We start from the raw sequence: 19,209 nt of genomic DNA, 5'->3' as shown, positions 1-19,209 counted from the left end.
AATCCGGCCTCTTCCAAAGGATGTATTTCGATGGCACCGACTCCCCAATTAGGACCCGAGTTTTTCATTCAGGCTCGGCGCACACTTGCCAAGATTGATTCTTTGGCCACTGAGACACAAGACGTTGTTTCGCAATTGCGAGAACTCACTCACACACTCGAAGCATCGGCACTGGTAGCGAAAGATTCATCAGCAAATGTGGAAACCACGGGTCCCCAGCGCACTGAAATCCATCCTGCTGCTGGCCAGCCTACAAAGCCGAAGTTGCCGTGGCAGCCAGAGCGACCGAGGATCATCTCTCCATATTCACCGCCACCTGCTGCAGCAGCGAAGTCCCCTGCGGCCCCTGTTGCGCCTTCAGTTAACTATCCGAGGCCAGAGCGCCCTCCTCGTCCTCCCCGCAAGAAGTTGTCCACAGAGCAACTCATTATGCGGACCATTGCTGTCCTCGGGTCGATGATCACGATTATCGGTGTCGCACTTGGTATCGCCCTGGCGATTCAAAGCGGACTGTTGGGTCCGCTTGGCAGAGTCATCTTGTCTGTGGTGCTTGCCATTGCGCTACTAGTGGCTGGCTACTTCATCCAACGCAAATCCAAGGCGACAGCCGGCAGCGACGCCTTGTTCATTACGTCTTTCCTGGTATCAGTCCTAATTATCCTGTCTCTCGTCGCGATTTTGGAGTGGTGGACATATCCAACGGGCGCGATTGTAAACGTTGCGGTTTGGGCGGGATATTTGATGGTGGCAAGGACCTTGTCCAACACAACCTTGACCAAGGCGATGGCCTTCGCGGGCTTTATCTATCTCCCATTTTTCGTGGTCAACGATCCTAATGCCGCGCTCATTACCTCGCTCCTACCGATATTGCTGGTCATCAGTACTTGGCACAACAAACAAGCCGATACTCCACCGGTTGCGGCACACATTCGAGTATTTGCAGGCGCTTTGGTTGTTGAACAAGGACTATTAATGTCCAATTTCACACCAGCTGAAACAAGTCCTGTCACCATACCGTTCATTGGCTTCGTCCTAATGATATTGGCCGGCGAAGTATTCTTCCCCGCCCGTGCCCCACAAAGTGATGAGCGCTTCGATGCGAACTCGTACCGGACCCTGTTGTTGACTTTGATCCCAATCGTGATTCTCTTGATCGTCGTGGGAATTGTCGATAGTTGGTGGCTGGTACTGACGCTAGTCGGTGCCACCGCCGGTGTAGTCGCAACCGAGCTAGCTTTGAGACGCTTCCCAGATTACGACACTCAGAAGCTCACACCGATCACGTGGCTTTGCTTCAGCGCAGTGCTCTTTATTGCGTTATATATCAAATTTCCGGCCGCGCTTACCAATGAAGATTTCGGACGGGCCGCGGTACTGACTCTCTTCCTCGCAGGATTCCTAGCGGCCATCTTGGTCTTGGAACGCCGACCGGCGTATCGGGTACCGGTGTGGACGTTCTGGGTCATTGCAGCGCTCGGCCTTACCTACGAGGTGAGTGCGGCTGTGCTCGGCTTGCAACCAGAGAAGATTGTCAGTGGGTCGGTTCAATTCCAAGCCGTGTGCTTGACGCTGATCCTCGTGTTTGCGCTTTGGCGACGAGCAGCGTTTGATTCCGTTCCCCGTGAATTGCTCGTCGTATTTGGAGTCGTAGGCCTTCACCTCTACATGGTGGCCGTGGTGACATTTGTGTCCTTCGTCTTCAGCTTTGGTTCCCAGACTCTTCTCATTCTCGGGTTCGTCATTGGCCACGCGTCAGTATCTGTTACTTGGATCACCTTCGCAGCCTGGATACTGCTGGCACGTACCCGACTGTCCAACAGGATGAGTCTTGGAGCGGGTTTTGTCCTGGCAATCGCCGCGGTGATGAAGCTCATCTTCTTCGATCTTGCGTCGCTGAGCGGTATCCCACAGGTCGTAGCTTTCATCATCTCCGGCATCATCCTCATCGCGATTGCTGCGATCAGAGCACGACGCCAACCCCAAGCCCAGAGTCAGACCAACAACTCGGACAAGTATGAACCTGTGTAAGAGCCGTCAACCTTGGCCACGTCTTCCGGCGTGCCTTGTGCAACAACGCGTCCACCGCCACTGCCACCTTCTGGGCCCATATCGATTACCCAGTCGGCGGACTTCACCACATCTAGGTTGTGCTCGATCACCAGGACTGTATTGCCCTTCTCGACGAGGCCTTGCAACACCATCAAGAGCTTGCGGATATCTTCAAAGTGCAAGCCAGTTGTTGGCTCGTCGAGGATGTAAATTGTCCGTCCGTTTGAGCGCTTTTGGAGTTCCGCAGCGAGCTTCACACGCTGCGCCTCACCGCCTGAGAGGGTGGTTGCGGCTTGTCCCAAGCGGACATATCCGAGGCCAACATCTGCCAAGGTCGCGAGATACCGGTGGATGGACTGGATCGGCTCAAAAAACTCGGTGGCTTCCGAGATAGGCATGTCCAAAACCTCGGCGATGTTCTTGCCCTTGTAACGAACCTCTAGAGTCTCGCGGTTAAAGCGTGTTCCCCCGCACACTTCGCAAGGAACGTACACGTCTGGCAGAAAGTTCATCTCGATCTTGATAGTGCCGTCTCCACGGCAGGCCTCGCAGCGTCCGCCCTTAACGTTGAAGGAGAATCGCCCCGCTTTGTAGCCACGGACTTTCGCTTCATGAGTCTCCGCGAAAAGGTTGCGTATTTTGTCGAATACACCCGTATAGGTAGCCGGATTTGATCGAGGGGTCCTGCCGATTGGCGATTGGTCAACCTGAACCAGCTTGTCCAAATGTTCTACTCCCTCGACCCTTTTCACTCGCCCAGGTACTTGTCGTGAACGGTTCAGATTATTCTGCAGCGTCTTGGCCAAGATCTGGTTCACCATCGTGGACTTGCCTGACCCAGACACACCGGTCACCGCAACGAGGACACCCAGCGGAATATCCACATCAATATTGTCCAAGTTGTTCTCGCGAGCGCCGATTATGTGGAGCTGCCGTTCCGGATCCACTGGTCGTCGTGAAGCGGGTACCTCGATTTTCTTGCGACCAGAAAGGTAGTCCCCGGTTACCGAGTTCTTGGCCGTCAGAATTCCTTTTGGCGGTCCTTGGTAGACGACTTCACCGCCATATTCACCCGCTGCGGGCCCAATGTCGATCAGCCAATCAGCTTCACGGATGGTGTCTTCGTCGTGTTCAACAACGATAAGTGTGTTGCCGATGTCCCGCAGTTTCTTCAGAGTGGAAATCAAACGCCTATTGTCGCGCTGGTGCAATCCGATCGAGGGCTCGTCGAGGACATACATCACGCCGGCGAGACCCGAGCCAATCTGTGTTGCCAGACGAATGCGCTGCGCCTCACCACCCGAGAGCGTGCCAGCCGAGCGGTCGAGGGTGAGGTAAGTGAGCCCAACATCGATCAAAAAGTGTAGGCGAGCTTGTGTTTCTTTGAGTACGGCGCCGGCAATCATTTCCTCGCGGTAACCCAAAGTTAGATGGTCCAAGAAGTTGGAAGCATCGTTGATCGAAAGCGCGGTGAGATCGGCAATAGACAGTTCACCGTGTGTGGACGAGTTGAGGCGAACTGCCAGAATCTCCGGCTTTAGACGAGCACCCTTACAGGTCGGGCACGCCACTTCGCGGGTATAGGACAAATAGCGTTCTTTGGCAGCTTCTGTCTCCGCCATGTCGAGCTTTCGTCGCAAGTAGCCCATCACGCCCTCGAACGCTGATGTGAAGTTGCGCTGACGACCGTAGCGATTCTTGTAGCGCACGGATACCTGGACCGGCGAGCCCTCTAGCAGAGCGCTTTGCTCTGACTTTTTGAGCTGCGAGAACGGCGTACTCGGGTCGAATTCTAGTTCTTTTGCAAGCCCCTCGATGAGTTTGACAAAGTAGCTCTTGTTTGGGCTGGAGTTCCACGGTTGGAAGGCATCAACCGCTGGTGCGTCGGGATCGGGAACGATCAAATCGGCATCCATCTCTGTGCGGGTGCCTAGGCCATCACACGCCGGGCAAGCGCCAAATGGTGCGTTGAAAGAAAATGATCGTGGCTCGTAGGAATCGATGTCCAAAGTGTGACCGTTCGGGCAGGCCATCTTCTCGGAGAAAATTGCGTAGCGCGCTTCGGAATCTTCAGGTTCATCGACGAACTCTAGGACAACGAGTCCATCGGCAAGCCGCAGCGCTGTCTCCACCGAATCAGTCAGGCGCTGTTTCTGGCTCTCTTTTACTTGGAGTCGGTCGACGATGACATCAATGGTGTGCTTGATCTGCTTCTTCAGTATCGGCGGCTCTGAAAGCGAGTACACCTCGCCGTCCACCTTGACGCGCGAGAACCCCTGAGCTGAGAGATCCTTCAACAGATCGACAAACTCTCCTTTTCGCTTCCGGACTACTGGCGCGAGAACCTGAAACTTTTTGCGCTCTTCCATGCTGAGGACTTGATCCACAATCTGCTGCGGAGTCTGGCGCGCAATTGGCTCGTCGCACTGCGGACAATGGGGTGTGCCGGCGCGAGCATAGAGCAATCGCAGATAATCGTAAATCTCCGTGATGGTACCCACGGTGGACCGCGGGTTACGGTTAGTGGACTTCTGGTCAATCGAGACAGCCGGTGACAAACCGTCAATGAAATCAACGTCCGGTTTGTCCATTTGGCCTAGGAACATGCGTGCATAGGAGCTCAGGGATTCGACGTAGCGACGCTGCCCTTCGGCAAATATGGTGTCAAAGGCCAATGATGATTTGCCAGAGCCCGAGAGCCCCGTGAACACGACCATTTTGTCGCGTGGCAGTTCAATATCAATACCTTTGAGGTTGTGTTGGCGTGCGCCTTGCACGATGAGCTTGTCAGCCACGTAGAGACCTGTCCTTGCTTTGAGGAGCGAACCAGAGCAACATTGTCGAACATACCATCGATCAAGGCCCGTGCGCTAGTGAGGTTTCCCGTAGGCTGGTGCCATGACTGAGACTTTATCGCTGCACCACATTTCTGTGGGAAAGATGGACAACAACAGTTACCTAATCGCCTCCGACAGCAAAGCTTTGTTGATCGATGCACCAACCGATGCCGATGCATTGCTCAAGCTTGCCGACGATGCCGGCGTGACGATCACGGACGTGCTCACCACACACCGCCACGCGGATCATGTCCAAGCCCTCGTCGAGGTACTTGAACACACAGGCGCCACACACTGGGCATCATATCTGGACTCCCCGGCCCTGCCGGCAAAGGTAGATCGCGAGCTGGATCACGGCGACGCACTGGAATTTGCTGGGCACTCCATTCCTGTCATCGTCCTACGCGGACACACACCGGGTGGCGCTTGTGTTGCTATCGAATTGGAAGGAAAGCCCAACCTATTCGTCGGCGACTCCATTTTCCCGGGTGGCCTAGGAAAAACGGGTTCCGAGGGAGACTTTGTCCGCTTATACAACGACGCCAAAGAGCGCGTTTTCGATGTTTACCCGGACGAGACTGTTATCTGGCCAGGTCATGGCGCAAATACCACTGTCGGCGCTGAGCGTCCTCACTTGGCCGAATGGTGGCAGCGTCGCTGGTAACTAACCGGCACAACGTTAGTAACTGAAGCAAATCTTTACCTCCCTGTGACAATCAAACGTCTACAGTGGTTGGGGTAAATCTATAACACAATCCTCATAGAAAAGGACTGAGTTTCATGATCCGCAAGATTGCCCGTCCCATGCTCGCGTCGGTATACATTGCTGACGGTGTAGACACCGTAGTGAATACGTCGAGCCATGTTGAAGCCTCCGAGCGCTTCCTCAAGCAGCTTCGTACGGTGCTTCCTGCCGAATACGCAAAGAGTGTTCCCCAGGATCCTGAACTAGTTGCGCAGATCCTTGGCGGCACCAAGATCGGTGCTGGCACCCTGTATGCACTGGGTAAGGCACCTCGTTTGTCTGCAACCATGTTGGCTGCAGCGGCAATCCCGACTTTGATTGGTCGCCACGCATTCTGGGAGGCGGAGACCCCTGAAGAGAAGTCCTCCCGCCGCAATGGAGCGTTGACAAACGTCGCACTACTCGGTGGTTTGTTCCTGGCTTCTGCCGATACCGCTGGCAAGCCTGGTGTTGCTTGGCGTGCCAACAAGGCAGCCAAGACTGTGAACAAGAAGGTACAGGCAGCGCTGCCAACCCAGTCGGAGTCCGAGAAGGCTCGCGAACAGGCAAACGCTTGGTTGCAAGACACCGCAGACAAGGTCACCGTAGGCGCCACCGCTGCGACGGCTAAGGCCTCCGATGCTGGAGCAAAGGTTTCGGACTTTGTCGCTGAGAACAAGGATGATTGGATCGACACCGCAACTAAGTGGGTTGACTCCGCCGTGGATTCTTCAACCGATTGGTTCGACACCGCCCGTGTTTCCGCTCAGGATTGGTTGGACGAAGTCAACAACGACACCAAGGCCTCCCGCAAGCAGATTGTGAAGAAGGCCAACAAGGCTCAGGATCGAGCAGCTAAGGCCTACAAGAAGGCCGACAAGACGAACGGCCGTGCAGCAAAGCGTGCGAATAAGGAAGCGGAGAAGCTTCAGGCTCGTGCAACCGATGCTGTTGAAAAGGCTCGCAAGAAGCTTGACAAGTAGTGTTGCTGGCTGACTAGCCAACTCTTTTGGCCCGCCCCCTCGACTCGCTTCGAGGGGGCGGGCCAGTTTTGTTAGGCTGATACGTCAGTCTTGTCCAAGGAGGTCTCAACTGATGGGTCACGAAAGTGGTGATTCTCGCCAGATCGCTCAAGAGCAAACGTACGTGGATACCTTGTTTCAACACCTCGACATGGAGGTTGAACAGGCGCGCGATCGTCTGCAACTGGTGCAGAGCGATGTCGACCCAGATAACCCCGACCCCGATGCTTTGGTGCGACGTGAAACCGAGTATCACGGCCTCAACGCCAAACTGGACGCGCTCAATGTTGCCGAGATCGGTCTAGTCTTTGGTCGCATTGATATTGCAGATCCAGGCGGAGACAATCCTGTCCCGGGCTCCGAACACCTCGATCGTCGCTACATCGGGCGCATGGGAATCGACGATCGTGAGGATCATTACCGCACCCTACTTCTCGATTGGCGCGCTCCCATGGCACGCCCCTTTTACTTGGCCACGACAGCTCATCCCGAAGGGGTGGAAGTGCGCCGCCACATTCGTACAAGTGGCCGCACAGTGACAGGTGTTGATGATGAGGTGCTATCTGGCGCTATTGTCGACGACCCCGTGGCCAATGTGGGTTCCGAGGCCGCGCTTCACCGAGCGATGAACGAAGCACGTTCCGGCCATATGAGCTCCATAGTTGAGACGATCCAGCGCGAGCAGGACGAGATCATTCGGGCTAATACTCGTGGCGTCCTTGTCGTCCAAGGCGGTCCCGGCACAGGCAAGACAGCCGTCGCTCTCCACCGAGTGGCGTATCTCCTGTACACATGGCGCGAGCAACTCGCCAGGACCGGTGTGCTGATCGTCGGCCCCAACCGAGCCTTCTTGGATTACATTTCGCGCGTTCTTCCGGAGTTGGGTGAAACAGGAGTCGTGCTCACCACAATTGATGGACTAGTTCCAGGCGTGCAACCAGAAGGCACCGAGTCTTTGATAAGCCGAGAGATCAAAGGCTCGGAAGAAATGGTCACCATCCTTAAGCGTGCGATGCAGTCGTGGCAGACTATCCCCGATGACACCGAGGTGGTCACAATCGAGTCGATCAACCTCGATGTCACGCCAGAAATAGTGAAGGCGGCGCGAACCCGCGCACGGCGTACCCGTAAACCCCATAACCAGGCTCGCGCAGCGTTTGGCGAGCACCTTACTCAGTTGCTTGCTCTGCAGCTGGCCGACAAGATCGGCGCCGATCCGCTCGGCGGTGAGAACCTCCTTTCTACAGCCGACGTGGACCAGCTGCACGATGACTTGGCTGAGGAGCCTGCGGTTCAGACAATCGTCGACAAGCATTTCCCGGAGCTAGATCCAGTGACGGTGCTTGAGCACCTGCTCACCAGCAAGGAGGTGATCGCCGAGGTCGCAGGTGATTACGACACGGTCACGCAAGACGCACTTTACCGGGAACCAGGCTCTCCCCTGGCACCTTCTGACGCAGCGCTTATCGACGAGCTGGCGGTGCTCATTGGTATTGCCGACCCAGAAGAGCAGCGCCGAAGAGAAGAGGAAGAATGGCGTCGGCAGATCGAGGAGGCGGAAGAAGCCCTGGACGTTTTGGCGTCTTCGGAAGCAACGGATAACGACGACGACCTGTTTGAGGCAGAGATCTTGTCGGCGCACGACGTGATCGATGCGGAGACGCTGGCCAAGCGTCAACAGGCTCGGGATACGCGGTCAACCGCTCAACGAGCAAGGGAAGACTACCGTTGGGCGTACGGCCATGTGATTGTTGATGAGGCACAGGAGCTGTCGCCCATGGAATGGCGCATGATTTTCCGCCGCTCGCCTTCTAGGTGGATGACTCTCGTCGGAGATACGGCTCAGACGTCATCCCCGGCAGGCACCGATGACTGGGCGACAAGCCTTGAGCCGTACGTGGGCACGCGTTTCGCGCAGCACGAGTTGACCGTGAACTATCGAACACCGTCCGAAATCATGGTGGTTGCTAATCAGATTCTGCAGGTTATCGATGCTGAAACCACCCCAGCCACAGCGATTCGCTCGAGCGGACAGGACGTGCGTTTCTTGCCATCGGGCACCGATCCTCACTCAATCAGCTTTGACGACGGGAGGTTGGTCGCCATCATCACGGCCGATAACGTGAAAGAGGTCAAAGGGTTGGAGTTCGACCACGTGATCGTGGTGGAGCCAGCGGATTTTCTCCAGGCTTCGCCCCAAGGTTTGCAGGATCTCTATGTAGCTGTGACTCGCGCGACCCAAACTCTCACTGTTATCGGCGACTTTGAGGTGTAAAGACGCACAGAGCCCGTTCCCAGCGTGGTTGGGAACGGGCTACCTTAGCGTTTGGTCTTAGCTCACGGTGTGAACGATCATGACATCGCAGTCGGACTGACGCGCAACGTCGGCAGGAACGGAGCCCAGAAGGCGACCAGTGAGGGAGTTGATTCCACGGTTACCAACAACGAGCAGATCTGCGTCGTTGGAGTTAACGATTGCCATCAGCGCCTCCACTGGGGTGCCCGGACGGACGGCGGTTTCAACGTTGGTTGCGCCCGCCTCACGTGCGGCCTCAGATGCGGATGCAAGATTCTTCTGTGCAGTGCTGTCACCGAGAATGGTCACGGAGTCCTGACGAAGAGTCTTGGACGCTTCCTCTTCGGACTCGTAGTAAGCGCAGCCGATGATCAGCTTTGCATCGAAAGCCGCCGCGATCTTCGCTGCACGGGTTACCGCGAGCAAGGAAGACTTAGATCCATCAGTACCGACAACGATGGTCTCGTACTTTTCATTCATAATTGTTTTGACCTTTCGATTTCTGCGCGTATGCACTGCGGAGAACCGCCTGCTTAAAGATTCTCTCTTAGTGTACCAACATGGTATTGGTTAGTCGTTTGCTTGGGATGATGTATCGACGATCATGACGTCCACATTGGCTTTTCGCGCTACACCGGTAGGAATGTTGCCAAAGACGCGACCCGACAATGTGTTGACTCCCCTGTTACCCACAACGAGCAGATCGGCGTCGTACTTTTCTACTGCATCGATCAGCATCTGTACTGGGGATCCCGACAGAGCTGCGGCAGTGACGTTGGTCGCCTTTTCCTCTTCGGCGACTGCTTGTGCCTGCGCTAGGTATTCCTCTGCGCGAGAGTCGCTGACTACCGGCAGGGTGGAATATTCTGCGCTTGGCGAATTCAGTAGTGAACCGGTGGTGTTGTAGTAAGCGCAGACGATCACCAAGTGTGCATCATATGCGCGGGCAAGACTTGCGGCAGTACGCACTGCCATCAACGAAGAAGCGGAACCGTCGGTACCAACTGTGATCGTGTTGTACTTGTGCATTATTGTTCCCTCAACCTTTCTAGATTCCTGATTCCTTAATACCACGAAGCTCACGTTTCAGGTCGGCAATCTCGTCGCGAAGCCTTCCTGCCAGCTCAAACTTAAGCTCACGCGCGGCCGCGCCCATCTGTACAGTGAGCGAATCGATCAGCTTTTGCACCTCGTCTTCAGCCATTGTCGACGTGTCAGGCTTGTCGACGACTGCAGCGTCACCCGCTGCCTGATCCGAGTCGCCCGAATTCTCGTACACCTCGTCCAGAATGTCGGATATCTTCTTGCGCAGCGGCTGCGGATCGATACCGTGTTCTTTGTTGTATGCAATCTGTTTCTCGCGTCGACGTTCGGTTTCCTCGATCGCCTGCTGCATCGAATCTGTGACCTTGTCTGCGTACATAATGACGGTGCCGGACACGTTTCGTGCCGCTCGGCCGATGGTCTGGATCAAGGACTTCGTGGAACGCAAGAAGCCTTCCTTGTCAGCGTCGAGGATTGCAACCAGGGAGACTTCTGGTAGGTCAATACCCTCGCGGAGGAGGTTAATTCCTACAAGCACGTCGAACTCACCCAGGCGAAGTTGCCTGAGCAGCTCGACGCGCTGCAATGTGTCAATGTCGGAGTGCAAGTAGCGGACCTTCACCCCGTTTTCCACGAGGTAATCAGTGAGGTCTTCCGCCATGCGTTTAGTCAGCGTTGTCACCAATACTCGTTCATTCTTCGCGGTCCGTTGCCGGATTTCCTCAATCAAGTCATCGATCTGGCCCTTCGTCGGGCGCACATCCACATGCGGATCGACCAGGCCGGTCGGGCGAATCACCTGTTCCACGTATTCGCCCTGTGCAGCCTCCAACTCGTAGTCACCGGGGGTCGCCGACATGTAGACGGTTTGCCCTACACGTTCCTCAAATTCGGCAAAGGTCAGGGGTCTGTTGTCCAGCGCCGAAGGCAAGCGGAAGCCGAACTCGACTAGATTGCGCTTGCGCGACATGTCGCCTTCAAACATTCCGCCGATCTGTGGCACGGTGACGTGTGACTCGTCGATAATGGTCAGAAAGTCTTCTGGGAAATAGTCGATCAGCGTCGCAGGTGCCGAACCAGCCTCTCGCCCATCCATGTGGCGAGAGTAGTTTTCGATGCCTGAACAAAAGCCAACTTGTTGGATCATTTCTAGATCGTATTCGGTGCGCATGCGCAGTCGTTGGGCCTCGAGGAGTTTACCGCGGTTTTCCAGCGACTCGAGCCGATCGGCTAGCTCCTCCTTAATCGCCTCGACAGCCTTCTCCATACGTTCTTCGGTGGCAACGTAGTGTGTCGCCGGGAAAATTCGCAGTTCATCCACCTTCCGCAAAACGTCGCCTGTCACGGGGTGGATGTAGTAGAGCGCGTCAATGTCGTCGCCGAAGAACTCCACGCGGACCGCGAGCTCCTCGTAGGCCGGGATGATGTCAACCGTGTCGCCCTTCACGCGGAATGTACCGCGCCGAAAGTCGATATCGTTGCGCTCATACTGAATATCAACGAGCAAGCGGAGGAATTGGTCCCGATCCACTTCTTCGTCTAGGCGTAATACCACCGATCGGTCAAGGTATGACTGCGGAGTGCCAAGGCCGTAAATACACGACACAGAACTAACGACGACCACGTCGCGCCGCGAGAGCAGCGCCGACGTAGCGGCGTGGCGCAGGCGTTCGACATTTTCATTGATGGAAGAGTCTTTCTCAATGTAGGTGTCCGTCTGGGCGATATACGCCTCTGGTTGGTAGTAGTCGTAGTAGCTAACAAAGTACTCCACGGCGTTGTTGGGCAAGAGCTCTTTCAGCTCATTCGCAAGCTGAGCTGCGAGCGTTTTGTTCGGTGCCATCACCAACGTGGGGCGTTGTTGTTGTTCGATGAGCCAGGCCGCAGTCGCAGACTTACCGGTACCCGTGGCACCCATGAGGACCACATCTTCTTCGCCACGGTTCAGCCTTGCATCTAATTCGGCGATCGCTTTGGGCTGATCGCCCGAAGGCTGAAACTCTGAGATAACTTCAAACGGTTTGTCGGATCGTTCGACCTCACCGACGGGGCGGAACTCGGAGTGAGAATAGACAGGGTGTTCACCAGCAAAAGCCATACATTCCAGGGTAGCGCGTCAGCTACGGGATCACCCGCGTTGTCTCCTCAATCCACTGCTCCAACTCCCCGGTGTCCTCCCACAATGCATACAGCTCGGACTGACCCGGCATGATCGCACTCTTCATGTTCTTCGCAATCCAGCGCCTGTCGCGAAAAGACAGTTGTTTATCTATCCCCTCTAGATTCACACCTTCAGGGCGTTCACCTGCAAGGAGCGCACCAAGTGCGATAACCCTTTCTGCCTGCTGCGCCGTTAGTGGCCCATTAGCGCATTCGAACTTGAGCTGTTGCATGCGAAAGACACCGCGCTGCAGCTCGGATACAAGCTCAGACGCGGTGTCGTTATCAAAAGCACCAACACCCCACGTACCCATGGGTAGAAAGACTAGGGAGTTAAAGTTACATCTACGTAACCCCCGTCTTAATTTTCAATACACGTTGAGCGAATTGATGCGCTGAATCAGCATTTCAACCTGCGGGCCGAGAGCTTCAACAGGACCGTTGTTGTCGATGATGACATCTGCGGCCGCACGTCGCTCATCGTCGCTTATCTGTCTCGCAATACGATTCCTTGCGTCTTCCTCATCAAGTCCCCTATGCTCCACCAGACGCTTGACTCGCTCATCAGCCGCAACATCCACCACGACGACAAGATCCATCTCTTTGTGCCTGCCTTGTTCGATCAAAAGTGGCATGTCATAGATTGCGGCCTCGGCGCCTTCTTGTTCGGCTTGGGCAAAAGACTCCTGCACACGCTGTTGAATTGCAGGATGAGTGATGGAGTTCAGAAGCTGTGTCTTTTCTTCGGAAGCGAATGCACGCCGAGCAAGCTCTGCACGGATGAGGTCACCATTTGAATCTAGAATGTCCGATCCAAATCCATCGGCCAGAGCCGACAAAGTGGGTGACCCCGGTTCGACGATCTCACGTGAAATCTTGTCGGCATCGACAACGGGAAAGCCGTCCTGGGCGAGCATCTTTGCCACGGTCGATTTGCCGCTACCGATTCCACCTGTCAGTCCGATGAGTTTCATGATGTACATCGTATCGTCGCTAAGCAAAAGCAAAGACCCCAACACCCTTGCGGGATGTTGGGGTCGAAGAGAGCTTGTAGCTAGCTAGATCCTAGTTGCCAGCGAGCTTCTCGCGCAGAGCTGCGAGCTGCTCGTCGGAAGCCAGGGAGCCGCCAACCTCTGCTTCGGTCTCGGAAGACGCCGGAGCTGGTGCGTCCTCAGTGGACTCGGAGCTGTAGTTGCCTGCCTCTGCCTGCTCTGCCGCTTCTGCTGCAGCCGCACGGTGACGCTCGATCTGAACGGTGTGGGCCTGGAAACGACGCTCTGCCTCTGCGTAGCGTGCTTCCCATGCCTGGCGTGCTTCGTCGAAGCCTTCCATCCACTCGTTGGTCTCTGGATCGAAACCTTCTGGGAAGATGTAGTTGCCCTGCTCGTCGTAGGAGTCAGCCATGCCGTAGCGGGATGGATCGAAGTCTTCTGCGTAGTCTTCGTCAGCCTGCTTGAGGGATAGCGAGATGCGACGACGCTCGAGGTCGATGTCGATGACCTTGACCATGAGTTCTTCGCCAACGTTGACGATCTGGTCTGGAACCTCGATGTGACGCTGTGCCAGCTCGGAGATGTGAACAAGGCCCTCGATGCCCTCTTCGACGCGGACGAACGCACCGAATGGAACAAGCTTGGTGACCTTGCCTGGCACGATCTGGCCCACTGCGTGGGTGCGTGCGAATACGCGCCATGGATCTTCCTGAGTTGCCTTCAGAGAAAGGGATACGCGCTCGCGGTCGAGATCGACGTCGAGAACCTCAACGGTAACTTCGTCGCCAACGGTGACAACCTCAGATGGGTGGTCGATGTGCTTCCAGGACAGCTCGGAAACGTGAACCAGTCCGTCGACACCGCCGAGATCGACGAATGCGCCGAAGTTGACGATGGAAGAGACAACGCCCTTGCGGACCTGGCCCTTCTGCAGCTGGTGCAGGAACTCGGAGCGAACCGCAGACTGGGTCTCTTCCAGGTATGCACGACGGGACAGAACAACGTTGTTGCGGTGCTTGTCCAGCTCGATGATCTTTGCCTCGAGCTCCTGGCCAATGTATGGCTCCAAGTCGCGGACACGGCGCATCTCAACCAGGGATGCTGGCAGGAAGCCGCGAAGACCGATGTCGAGGATCAGGCCGCCCTTGACAACCTCGATGACGGTACCGGTGACTGGCTGCTCGTTCTTCTGCAGCTCTTCGATCGTGCCCCATGCGCGCTCGTACTGTGCACGCTTCTTGGACAGGATCAGGCGACCTTCCTTGTCCTCTTTGGTAAGGACAAGTGCGTCGATCTCATCGCCGACCTCGACCACGTCATCTGGGTCGATATCGTGCTTGATGGACAGTTCGCGAGTCGGGATGACGCCTTCGGTCTTGTACCCGATGTCAAGCAGAACCTCGTCGTGATCGACCTTAACGACGGTGCCGGAGACGATGTCGCCATCATTGAAGTACTTGATGGTTGCGTCTACTGCGGCGAGAAAGTCCTCAGCAGTGCCAATGTCATTGATGGCTACCTGAGGGGTGTTAGAAGTGGACATTAATTAATGTGCTCCGATATGGATAGGAGATAGAAAACGGACAGAAGCATGTCTCTCGAAAAACCTTTGATAAGCTGGCATTTCAATCTCGCCCCGAGCACGCGCCGCCCCTCCTATTACGGGCAGCAGCGCCTGAAAGCACAGACATGCCCAATAGACTTTAGTACGTTTGTGCAGCTCGGGCAAATGATTTCAAAGGAATCACCCTCATGGCGAACCCCTCACACGCAAACCGTCAGTTTTGGGACTCTGATGCCACTCGATATCACTCAGAGCATGCGAATTACCTCTCCGGATTTTACTGGTGCCCAGAGATGTTCGCGGAATCTGAAGCGCGTCTTCTAGGAGACGTCAGCGACAAGTCAGTCCTCGAAATCGGATGTGGTTCAGCGCCGTGCGCTTCCTGGCTTGCCGACGACGGGGCGGGGTTTATCACTGCATTCGATATTTCCCGGGGCATGCTGGATCAAGCTCGCCGCAATCTTCCACTTGCGCAAGCTGACGTCCTAGCCCTTCCCTATCGCGCTGAGGCGTTCGATGTCGCATTCTCTGCCTTTGGCGCGCTACCATTTGTCAAGGATGTATCGATCGCTCTCAGGGAAATTGCTCGGGTCCTACGGCCACAAGGGCGTTTCATCTTCTCTGTTAATCACCCGATGCGCTGGGTGTTCCCCGACGATCCTCAAGCCTTTGTAGCCCAAATCAGTTACTTCGCTCGCGAATATGAGGAGTATGACGACGGAGGTCAGTTGACCTATGCCGAGTATCACCGCACTTTCGGAGATTGGGTCCGTGCACTTACTGCCTCAGGTTTTATCCTTACCGACATCATCGAGCCTGAGTGGCCCGAAGATCTCACCGAAAGCTGGGGACAATGGTCACCGGAGCGCGGACGTCTTTTTCCAGGCACGGCGATCTTCGTCGCTCAGAAGAACGGATAGTCGCGAAACTTCCGTCTAATCCCAGGCTCCGCGTACGCCGGAATTCCGGCAACATCTTCAATCACAAGTTTGTCCCCGACTTTGCGCCACGAACCTCGCACGACGCCATCGACCACCACGGGTTTGCGGAACACCCCCATGTTCCTTGGGACAACATGTTCGTGCGTCTCCTGGCTCATCGCAAACAGGCGATCCTTATAGCCCAAGATGTACTCATCAAAGGCAGGTAGCAGATGTGGCGCACGCAGCACGCTTGACGACGATCCTGCGGCTTCGTCGATAAGCCCTGCCCGGAGATAATCCTCACCGGAAGTTTCGATGTCATTCGGAAGGTTACGCAGCGACTCCTGAACCAGCTTCTTCGGTAGCTTCGACCACCAGACGATGTCTTCTAGAGTGACTGGGCCGTGGGTACGGATGTATCGCGCGATGATTTCATTTGCGGCGGCTTGCCGGTCGCCGTTGAAGACCTCTTCAAGGCTGCCTCCGGTAGGCGCCGGGCCGATGCGTTGGTCACGGCCGAGGTACGCCAAAGTGCCCTCGACCATCAAGAGGTAGCGCGTGCGGTAAAGAATTCGCGCACTCGCTTCGGGATTGACCTGGGTGACGATTGCTTTGAATTCAGCGTTGGTTACTGGGCCCTTGTCTAGAACGATGTGGCGAATCGCATCGATATCCGAATCGCTGCCTCCGGAATCAATCACCGTTGTGCGGGCACGTTCGATACCCGGATTGGCTAGGAGTTCGGTCATCCACCGCAGATCCTCTGCGGGTGCGGCAAAGACGGTGCCGCGCATGGGGTAGCCGCGCACGATTTCCTGCGACTCCAGCGCATGCGCTACATCGGCGATGTCTCCGGTCGAACGCAGCGCTATCGAAGAAAACACGGATTGATCTTGGCCCTGCATCAGTCCAAATGCGCGCATGGCATCAACAGGATTGACCCACTTCACGCCGACAAGGCGCTGCGCAACAAGCCGGGTACGAGCTTTAGTGCGCGGCTTCATCCCAATTCTTTCCCGCTCCTGCCGAGACCTCCAATGGAACACGCAGCGTGATCGCCTTGTCCATTTCACGCTCGACGATCACTTGAACTTGGTCCAACTCTCCCGGAGCTATCTCCACGACAAGTTCATCGTGTACCTGCAACAGCACGCGGGATTTCATTCCTTGCATCGCCTTGTCTACCCGAATCATGGCGACCTTGATGATGTCGGCTGCGGTACCCTGAATGGGCGCGTTGAGCGCTGCACGCTCGGCATTCTCTCGAGCAACTCTGTTGTCCGAGTTCAACTCCGGCAAGTAACGACGACGCCCAAAAACGGTCGACGTATAGCCATCTTTACGGGCCTGATCGACCACGTCGTCAAGATAGCGTTTCACGCCACCGAAGCGATCAAAGTAGCTTTCCATAATGCCCTTTGCCTCACCTGGCGAGATACTGAGCTGCTGAGACAACCCAAACGCCGAAAGGCCGTAGACCAAGCCATAGCTCATCGCTTTGACGCGACGACGCAACTCGGGAGTCACTTGGTCGATTGGGACATCGAACACCTTAGAGCCGACATAGTTGTGCAGGTCCTCGCCATCTTTGTATGCCTCGACCAATCCCGCGTCTTGCGATAAGTGCGCCATCACGCGCATTTCAATCTGGGAATAGTCGGCGGTCAGCAGGCACTCATAGCCCTCGCCCACTACAAATGATGAACGAATCTTCTTACCGGCATCAGTACGCACCGGAATGTTTTGCAAGTTCGGTTCGGTGGAACTCAAGCGGCCTGTTGAAGCCACGGTCTGGTTGAAGGTGGTGTGAATCCTGCCGTCGGACTGCACAGTCTTGATTAAACCTTCCAGCGTCGACTTCATCTTTTGGTACTCGCGGTGAGAAAGCAGCTTGTCTAGGAATGGGTGCGGATTCTTCACCGCCAACGCTTCAATTTCCTTCGCGGCCGTGGAGTAACCCGTCTTGGTCTTCTTCGTCTTTGGCAGGTCGAGTTTGTCAAACAGCACCACAGAAAGCTGCTTCGGGCTCGAGAGATTCAATTCCGGTTCGTCGACAAGTTGGCGGGCTTCGGCTTCCACCTGTGTCGTTTGGTCGGTAAACACCTGCAGCTGGTCCTCCAACACCGCGAGGTCTACCGCAATTCCGGTGTGCTCCATGCGCGCGAGAATCGTGAGCAACGGAATCTCTAAATCCTGGTAGAGCTCAATCGCGTCGATCTCCTTGAGTTGAACGGTGAGTTCTTCTGCTAGCTCCAAGATTGCTGCTGCCGAATCCACTAGCGAGGTGTCCCCCATCAAGCTCATCTGCTGACTTGGTTCTGCTAGTTGGCGTTGCAAATGGCGCTGGTAGACATCACTAAGTTCGTAAGTGCGCTGGCCGGGGCGCAGCAGGTAGGCCGCGATCGCGGTGTCATGCGCGATACCACGCAATTCGATTCCGCGGCCCTTCAACATGTGATAAGTTGCCTTCGCTTCATGAAGGTACTTTGGGTCCTCGGACTCGAGCCACTGCCCAAGCGCCTTGTCTTCCTCAGCCGAGAGATCTGCGAGTTCTTTGGAGATACCATGGCGCTGCTTATCGACGATCCCGATCGCCGAGGCATCACCCTGGAACGGAGCGGAGTTACCTAAGACATAGACAGCGAGTCCTTGACCGGAGCGAGCGTGGAGCCACTCGTCGAGCGGGCCTTGGTCAACCGTGAGATCGGCAAGCTCAACGCTTTCTTCTGTCAGAGCTCCAGTTGTTTCCACTGCAGCGAGAACTCGCTCGCGTAGGTTTACCCCGAATTCAAGCTTGTCAAAAGCGACAGCAACGGTGCCCACGTCCACTGGCTTCATGTCCAACCCTTCTGGATCGACGGGGAGCTCCATGTCGGTGACCATTTGGGTGAGCTGACGGTTCAAGCGCACTTGATCAATGCGCTCGCGCAGATTGTTGCCTACCTTGCCCTTGATCTCTTCAGCGTGGTTCAGCAGGTTTTCAAGGTCGCCGTACTGCTTAATCCATTTGGTGGCGGTCTTCTCACCGACACCTGGAATGTTGGGCAAGTTGTCCGATGGGTCGCCACGGAGAGCCGCAAAATCCGGGTACTGCGCAGGGGTGAGATCGTATTTCTTCTCCACGGCCTCAGGGGTAAATCGTGTGAGTACCGAAACACCCTTGGTTGGGTACAAGACGGTGGTGGAGCCGTCGACAAGCTGTAGATAGTCTCGGTCGCCAGTGACGATGATCGTTTCGAAATCACCCGATGCCTTGGCCTGGGTGGTCAAGGTGGCGATGATGTCATCCGCTTCGTAATTTTCCTTAGACAATGTGACGATACCGAGGTCACCCAAAACGTCTTCGATGATCGGGACCTGGCCCTTAAACTCTTCCGGGCTTGCCTCGCGCTGCGCCTTGTAGTCGGGAAACATCTCGGTACGGAACGTCTTTCGTCCGACGTCAAACGCAACCGCGGCGTGGTCCGGCTTTTCTTCCGCCAGGATATTAGCCAGCATGGACAAGAACCCGTACACCGCGTTGGTATGCTGCCCGCCCGAGGTAGAGAAATTCTCCGCCGGCAAAGCATAAAAGGCACGGAAGGCCATCGAGTGTCCA

The 19,209-nt window shown here is 55.7% G+C and carries 14 protein-coding genes; 5 read left to right on the top strand and 9 right to left on the bottom strand.

Annotation, left to right across the window (positions count from 1 at the left end):
- The first annotated feature begins 30 nt into the window (after nt 1-30).
- Nucleotides 31-2,028 (top strand): DUF2339 domain-containing protein, encoded by a 1,998-nt coding sequence (locus QP027_RS05050; protein ID WP_284826505.1) that lies wholly within the window; start codon nt 31-33, stop codon nt 2,026-2,028.
- Here QP027_RS05050 and uvrA read toward each other — a convergent pair.
- Nucleotides 1,992-4,844, bottom strand: a complete 2,853-nt coding sequence (gene uvrA, locus QP027_RS05045) for an excinuclease ABC subunit UvrA (protein ID WP_284826504.1) — start codon at nt 4,842-4,844, stop codon at nt 1,992-1,994. The two genes, QP027_RS05050 and uvrA, sit on opposite strands and share 37 nt — an antisense overlap.
- 103 nt (nt 4,845-4,947) lie before the next feature.
- Here uvrA and QP027_RS05040 point away from each other — a divergent pair, with 103 nt between their 5' ends.
- The 3 genes from QP027_RS05040 to QP027_RS05030 all read left to right on the top strand — a co-directional run bounded on the left by QP027_RS05040 (nt 4,948) and on the right by QP027_RS05030 (nt 8,907).
- A complete protein-coding gene (locus QP027_RS05040) occupies nt 4,948-5,550 on the top strand; it encodes an MBL fold metallo-hydrolase (protein WP_284826502.1) in 603 nt (200 codons plus the stop codon).
- 116 nt (nt 5,551-5,666) lie between these two features.
- Nucleotides 5,667-6,593 (top strand): DoxX family protein, encoded by a 927-nt coding sequence (locus tag QP027_RS05035; RefSeq protein ID WP_284826500.1) that lies wholly within the window; start codon nt 5,667-5,669, stop codon nt 6,591-6,593.
- 112 nt (nt 6,594-6,705) lie between these two features.
- Nucleotides 6,706-8,907 carry a HelD family protein gene (locus QP027_RS05030; protein WP_284826498.1) on the top strand — a complete coding sequence of 734 codons (2,202 nt, stop codon included), beginning with the start codon at nt 6,706-6,708 and terminating at the stop codon, nt 8,905-8,907.
- A gap of 57 nt (nt 8,908-8,964) precedes the next feature.
- Here the strand turns inward: QP027_RS05030 and QP027_RS05025 are convergent, their stop codons facing one another.
- The 6 genes from QP027_RS05025 to rpsA all read right to left on the bottom strand — a co-directional run bounded on the left by QP027_RS05025 (nt 8,965) and on the right by rpsA (nt 14,667).
- The gene (locus QP027_RS05025) at nt 8,965-9,408 is read right to left on the bottom strand and encodes a universal stress protein (protein WP_284826497.1); all 444 of its coding nucleotides are present in this window, start codon (nt 9,406-9,408) and stop codon (nt 8,965-8,967) included.
- A 90-nt stretch (nt 9,409-9,498) separates the two neighbouring features.
- The gene (locus tag QP027_RS05020; RefSeq protein WP_284826496.1) at nt 9,499-9,957 is read right to left on the bottom strand and encodes a universal stress protein; all 459 of its coding nucleotides are present in this window, start codon (nt 9,955-9,957) and stop codon (nt 9,499-9,501) included.
- Between the two features lie 19 nt (nt 9,958-9,976).
- Complete coding sequence (uvrB, locus tag QP027_RS05015; RefSeq protein WP_284826495.1) at nt 9,977-12,070, bottom strand: excinuclease ABC subunit UvrB; 2,094 nt, start codon at nt 12,068-12,070, stop codon at nt 9,977-9,979.
- 22 nt (nt 12,071-12,092) lie between these two features.
- Nucleotides 12,093-12,446, bottom strand: a complete 354-nt coding sequence (locus QP027_RS05010; protein WP_284826494.1) for a DUF4259 domain-containing protein — start codon at nt 12,444-12,446, stop codon at nt 12,093-12,095.
- A 54-nt stretch (nt 12,447-12,500) separates the two neighbouring features.
- Nucleotides 12,501-13,106 carry a dephospho-CoA kinase gene (coaE, locus tag QP027_RS05005; protein WP_284826493.1) on the bottom strand — a complete coding sequence of 202 codons (606 nt, stop codon included), beginning with the start codon at nt 13,104-13,106 and terminating at the stop codon, nt 12,501-12,503.
- A 91-nt stretch (nt 13,107-13,197) separates the two neighbouring features.
- The gene (gene rpsA / locus QP027_RS05000; RefSeq protein ID WP_284826491.1) at nt 13,198-14,667 is read right to left on the bottom strand and encodes a 30S ribosomal protein S1; all 1,470 of its coding nucleotides are present in this window, start codon (nt 14,665-14,667) and stop codon (nt 13,198-13,200) included.
- Nucleotides 14,668-14,876: 209 nt separating this feature from the next.
- On the opposite strand from rpsA, the gene QP027_RS04995 reads away from it, so the two are divergent.
- Nucleotides 14,877-15,608: a class I SAM-dependent methyltransferase gene (locus tag QP027_RS04995; RefSeq protein WP_284826490.1), complete on the top strand. Its 732-nt coding sequence runs from the start codon at nt 14,877-14,879 to the stop codon at nt 15,606-15,608.
- Here the strand turns inward: QP027_RS04995 and QP027_RS04990 are convergent.
- Both QP027_RS04990 and polA read right to left on the bottom strand, forming a co-directional pair.
- Entirely contained in the window at nt 15,593-16,615 is a 1,023-nt protein-coding gene (locus tag QP027_RS04990) for a winged helix DNA-binding domain-containing protein (RefSeq protein WP_284826488.1), read from the bottom strand. The genes QP027_RS04995 and QP027_RS04990 overlap by 16 nt on opposite strands.
- Complete coding sequence (polA, locus tag QP027_RS04985; protein ID WP_432418620.1) at nt 16,599-19,199, bottom strand: DNA polymerase I; 2,601 nt, start codon at nt 19,197-19,199, stop codon at nt 16,599-16,601. Before polA ends, QP027_RS04990 begins: the two co-directional genes overlap by 17 nt.
- Between the last annotated feature and the right edge of the window lie 10 nt (nt 19,200-19,209).

The sequence above is a fragment of the Corynebacterium breve genome (assembly GCF_030252165.1).
In the GTDB taxonomy this organism is placed as follows: domain Bacteria; phylum Actinomycetota; class Actinomycetes; order Mycobacteriales; family Mycobacteriaceae; genus Corynebacterium; species Corynebacterium breve.
The sequence above is the reverse complement of the archived record's forward strand: the minus strand, read 5'-3'. Positions and strand labels throughout refer to the sequence as shown.

Coding starts and splice junctions, on each gene's coding strand:
- QP027_RS05050 (WP_284826505.1), top strand. CDS start 31: ATGGCACCGACTCCCCAATTAGGACCCGAGTTTTTCATTCAGGCTCGG.
- QP027_RS05040 (WP_284826502.1), top strand. CDS start 4,948: ATGACTGAGACTTTATCGCTGCACCACATTTCTGTGGGAAAGATGGAC.
- QP027_RS05035 (WP_284826500.1), top strand. CDS start 5,667: ATGATCCGCAAGATTGCCCGTCCCATGCTCGCGTCGGTATACATTGCT.
- QP027_RS05030 (WP_284826498.1), top strand. CDS start 6,706: ATGGGTCACGAAAGTGGTGATTCTCGCCAGATCGCTCAAGAGCAAACG.
- QP027_RS05025 (WP_284826497.1), bottom strand. CDS start 9,408: ATGAATGAAAAGTACGAGACCATCGTTGTCGGTACTGATGGATCTAAG.
- QP027_RS05020 (WP_284826496.1), bottom strand. CDS start 9,957: ATGCACAAGTACAACACGATCACAGTTGGTACCGACGGTTCCGCTTCT.
- uvrB (WP_284826495.1), bottom strand. CDS start 12,070: ATGGCTTTTGCTGGTGAACACCCTGTCTATTCTCACTCCGAGTTCCGC.
- QP027_RS05010 (WP_284826494.1), bottom strand. CDS start 12,446: ATGGGTACGTGGGGTGTTGGTGCTTTTGATAACGACACCGCGTCTGAG.
- coaE (WP_284826493.1), bottom strand. CDS start 13,106: ATGAAACTCATCGGACTGACAGGTGGAATCGGTAGCGGCAAATCGACC.
- rpsA (WP_284826491.1), bottom strand. CDS start 14,667: ATGTCCACTTCTAACACCCCTCAGGTAGCCATCAATGACATTGGCACT.
- QP027_RS04995 (WP_284826490.1), top strand. CDS start 14,877: ATGGCGAACCCCTCACACGCAAACCGTCAGTTTTGGGACTCTGATGCC.
- QP027_RS04990 (WP_284826488.1), bottom strand. CDS start 16,615: ATGAAGCCGCGCACTAAAGCTCGTACCCGGCTTGTTGCGCAGCGCCTT.
- polA (WP_432418620.1), bottom strand. CDS start 19,199: ATGGCCTTCCGTGCCTTTTATGCTTTGCCGGCGGAGAATTTCTCTACC.